The organism is Mesorhizobium sp. M5C.F.Ca.IN.020.29.1.1 (assembly GCF_003997375.1).
GTDB classification, from domain to species: Bacteria; Pseudomonadota; Alphaproteobacteria; order Rhizobiales; family Rhizobiaceae; genus Mesorhizobium; species Mesorhizobium wenxiniae.
In genome coordinates, this window is the sequence record NZ_RZSW01000594.1 from 1 (window position 1) to 3,605 (window position 3,605).

The 3,605-nt window shown below is 59.3% G+C and carries 6 protein-coding genes; 3 read left to right on the forward strand and 3 right to left on the reverse strand.

Annotated features, from left to right (window positions below):
* Positions 1-342 precede the first annotated feature (342 nt).
* Complete coding sequence (locus tag EOA85_RS39475) at positions 343-585, reverse strand: DUF6074 family protein (protein ID WP_127212198.1); 243 nt, start codon at positions 583-585, stop codon at positions 343-345.
* Between the two features lie 540 nt (positions 586-1,125).
* Here EOA85_RS39475 and EOA85_RS30370 point away from each other — a divergent pair.
* Together EOA85_RS30370 and EOA85_RS40200 are read left to right on the forward strand one after the other, a co-directional pair.
* Positions 1,126-1,584: a hypothetical protein gene (locus tag EOA85_RS30370; protein WP_348627944.1), complete on the forward strand. Its 459-nt coding sequence runs from the start codon at positions 1,126-1,128 to the stop codon at positions 1,582-1,584.
* 6 nt (positions 1,585-1,590) lie between these two features.
* Positions 1,591-1,830 carry a helix-turn-helix domain-containing protein gene (locus EOA85_RS40200; protein WP_287378762.1) on the forward strand — a complete coding sequence of 80 codons (240 nt, stop codon included), beginning with the start codon at positions 1,591-1,593 and terminating at the stop codon, positions 1,828-1,830.
* A 38-nt stretch (positions 1,831-1,868) separates the two neighbouring features.
* Here EOA85_RS40200 and EOA85_RS37805 read toward each other — a convergent pair whose 3' ends face one another.
* Together EOA85_RS37805 and EOA85_RS30380 are read right to left on the reverse strand one after the other, a co-directional pair.
* Complete coding sequence (locus tag EOA85_RS37805) at positions 1,869-2,159, reverse strand: hypothetical protein (protein ID WP_164759987.1); 291 nt, start codon at positions 2,157-2,159, stop codon at positions 1,869-1,871.
* Positions 2,160-2,312: 153 nt separating this feature from the next.
* Positions 2,313-2,702 (reverse strand): hypothetical protein, encoded by a 390-nt coding sequence (locus EOA85_RS30380; protein WP_127212199.1) that lies wholly within the window; start codon positions 2,700-2,702, stop codon positions 2,313-2,315.
* A 728-nt stretch (positions 2,703-3,430) separates the two neighbouring features.
* Between EOA85_RS30380 and EOA85_RS30385 the strand changes: the two genes are divergently transcribed.
* Positions 3,431-3,605 (forward strand): cation:dicarboxylase symporter family transporter (locus tag EOA85_RS30385; protein WP_245486146.1); only part of this gene is annotated, 175 nt, incomplete at its 3' end.

Sequence of the window (3,605 nt, forward strand, 5' to 3'; positions counted from 1 at the left end):
GACCTGGGTTAAGTCTGCTCACGGCCGCCACCGCCCGCCGTCAAGCTGAGCGGACCCGGACCCACGAGCATTCGACTGTTCCGGTCGATCGACTCGCGCGGCCGGACTTCGGATTTCCGTAGGCGCAACCCGCAGTCCAGCGTGAGCACGCCAAAATGGCGCCCGTCCGCTTGGAAAGAAGCCAATGTGGCTCCTGAGGTCGCCTTGGAATATGGACCGGCCGCCGTGAGCGATCCCAACCTCAAACCTTTGCCGGTATGCCGGTTTGGCCGGACCGTCGGCCAGTCGGAGCAGTCCCCCGATAAGGACCCGAGCTGACGCGCGATCCAACAGCGCCCAAGCCTATGCTATGTGCATTACCGTTCGGTTGGCCATATCGTCCAAGACCGCATGAAGAAGGCTTCCAACCTCCTGCGCAGCGAGCTCTGGCGCAATTCCTACATCGGACAATTGAATGAGCATTTTCTTGGCAGCACAGCGCCAGAACGCACTCGCCGCCTCGCCGTTCTTGGTCTCGAGGGCCTGGCGATACTTCGACCAATGTGCGTCGCCGAGGCAGCGGAAATACGCAAATGTTTGAGTCATGCATCAATCACCTCACAGTTTCAGTTCCACAAAGAAAACACCGGCGCTTCAAAAGCGCCCCGCTAGCGCGGTGACGGTTCGCGGCGACATGACGAGTTCCACTTCCCCGTCGACAAGCCGTTGGGCGATGAGCCGCCGGACCGCACATCCGGACCGCACATAAGGTGAACCACCATTGCTGATCCGGCTGCATTTCCTGTGCCGTTCCGCGACGAGGCGTTCCAGCCCGAATTGACGTCCAATGACTTAATTTCTGAAAGGGCAGGGCGGTACGAATCACCCGATTGTTCCGCCGCTTACATTCCTGCGAGCTTGTGCATGAACGATTAAAGCGTGCCCGAGCCGTTCTTGGTGGCCGCAGAAGGGAATCATGTCATCCGCGCCTATCGTAAGGCCGCGCGACTTCTAGCATGGCTGCACTGCCCCGATAGGGCTTTGCAATCGCGCGTTTCGAAGCCTATGCTTTGGCATCGGCCGTCAGTTACTTCGGATGCAGCCGACAGTAAGAGGTACGCGCTCTTGCCCGCATGGGAGAGAGCCTTGCCCGAATCCCTTTTTCGCAACCAGGTGCTGAAATCCCTTTCGCCGGAGGATTTCGCGCTGTTGCGACCATCGCTGCATCACCTCGAACTGGACATCAAGGCTCAGTTGGAGATCGCGCATCAGCCGATCAGGAATGTATATTTTCCCGAGAGGGGCATCGCCTCGGTGGGCGCCACCATGACCGGCGGACGGCAATGTGAAGTCGGCATTATCGGATATGACGGGATGACAGGAATAGCCGTCATTCTCGGACAGGACAGCTCTTCCAACGAGACCTATATCCAGGTCGCAGGCAATGGCTGGCGCCTGCCGGTTGAAATCCTTCGTCCTGCGGTTGCGGAAAGCCCGTCGCTGCGCACGTCACTGCTGGACTATGCCCACGCGCTCCTTGTCCAGTCGTCCCGGACGGCACTGGTCAATGGCCACTCCAAAATCGAGGAACGGCTGGCCCGCTGACTGCTGATGATCCATGACCGCTCTGACGGAGACAAGATCTACCTGACGCATGAATTTCTGGCGACCATGCTCGGCGCCCGCCGTCCCGGGGTCACCACGGCCCTGCAAATGCTTGAATATCGAGGACTTGTCCGTGCCAAGCGCGGCGAGGTCACGATTATCGACCGCGTCGGATTGATGGAACTCACGCATGGCGCTTACGGCGAGGAGGAGCAACGTTATTTCGGCCTGGCCACCGCTGCCTGACTGTCGGACATAGGCTTGAAGGCTGCCGAACTCCCGTCCTAGATCGTGTCAGTCAGAGTTTCAGGGAGGCGGGTGAAAAAGCCGCCGAAGCCTATGTTCTGTCCAGAGGCAAAGGCCCGGTTCCTCTCCACCGCCCAGGCGATCCGCGCCATTCGAACGCTTAAGCCGGCGTGCAAAGCGACCGATCGCGAGTTGAGGAATTGGTGGCGGCGACGTCCATCGTTCACGGTGTGCCCGTCGCCTTCGACGCAAAAACAGCCGATGGAGTAGAACCACGGCTGCATTCCTAGGAGGGCATGCCGCGCCGTCCAGACTGTCAGATCGGGCATTCGTCAGATGGTTGTCCGCTAACTTAACTGGCAGAGTCTACAGGACGTGTCCAGCATTGCGAACTCACCGATCGCTTGGCGGCCAAAGCTGCCGGCAAGCGATCGCCTCATCCAGCCGTCTGCACTATCTCATCACAGACATCATCGGCGATGCTACCTGCCCAGCATATGTCCAGCATTTCGCAGGGCGGCCAGAAGGAGCCTCGCATAGCCTGTGACATCGATCTGGGCCTGCATGGACAGGGGCATGCTGGTCCAGTTCTCCAACGGTGCAATGAAAGGTGAGAAGGTGCCATTGACAAGGCAACAGCAGCTAACAAGGCCCTCTCGGTCCAATGCCACCACACCGATGTTGTCGCCTGGATATCCAATGGCTGCGACTCGCTGGACCTCCAGGTCACCGTCAACCCGCACGTTGAAAAGAAGGCTACCACGGCTCCTCGTGGCTATCTCAGCCGCCTTCTCATCAAAGCTTGAAGAGAGCAAGCGGACGCTTTCCACCGCCATCTGGAAAATCACCAAATCCAGTTCATTCACGGCCATATGGGCAATTGCGCGCAATGGGTGGTGATTGCAATGACACACACTGCTTGTTCACAGATGTCGGTCACGAACGATCATTCGTCGGGTTCCGGTTCCGACCAACGGTGTGGCCACCTGATCGTGCTGCGGTTCGAACATTCCTAACGCGAGCCGAGCGCGCTGTTGATGAGGATGGAGTCTAGGTCTCGGGCCCTGCCTCGCGGCTTGCTCATCCTTGGCAGACCCCTTGCAACGCCGCCGCGATGGCGCAAACGCCAGATTACGCTGATCCATCGCTTGATCGTGAACTGAGCTTCTGAACACCCTTGGTGGGACAGCAGGGTGGAAGGGCTTGACCAACGCTGCCCCCGTTTTGGAAGAGGCCCGTCCTCGATTGATTCTTTGGAGCCCCGTGCGGCGCGCAGGCAAATGTTGACGATCTGGACGCAGGTCCCAGACCCCAAGGCAAACAGGGAACCTTCCAGCCAGCCAAGCTGCGCCGAAGCAAAGAGCGACCTTTGGAATTCCCAAGAACTGACCCTTCCATAGTTGACTGGCAACCGCAGCGCGAGTGCGGGAGAGCGAACAAGCACTGCGTGAGAGGTCCTGCGCGTTTTCCCCTCTTTGCTATTTGGCACATCGCTTGCGCCGAAGTGGGCGCAGCGTTCGACCGGAGCACTGCATGGAGAAGGAGGAGCCCCACCCCGATCCGGTCAAGGAGAGAAACGGTGTTGGTTCCACAAGTCCCCATAGCGAACGCAGCGGCCCGCAAGCGCCATTTTGCCCGGGCCTGCGTGCAGGTGCTTGCCGGCATCGCCCTGGGGGCTGCAATTGGCTATTTCTATCCGGAGACCGGCGAGAGCCTGAAGCCGCTCGGCGATGCTTTCATCAAGGTCGTGAAGATGATCATCGCACCTGTCGTCT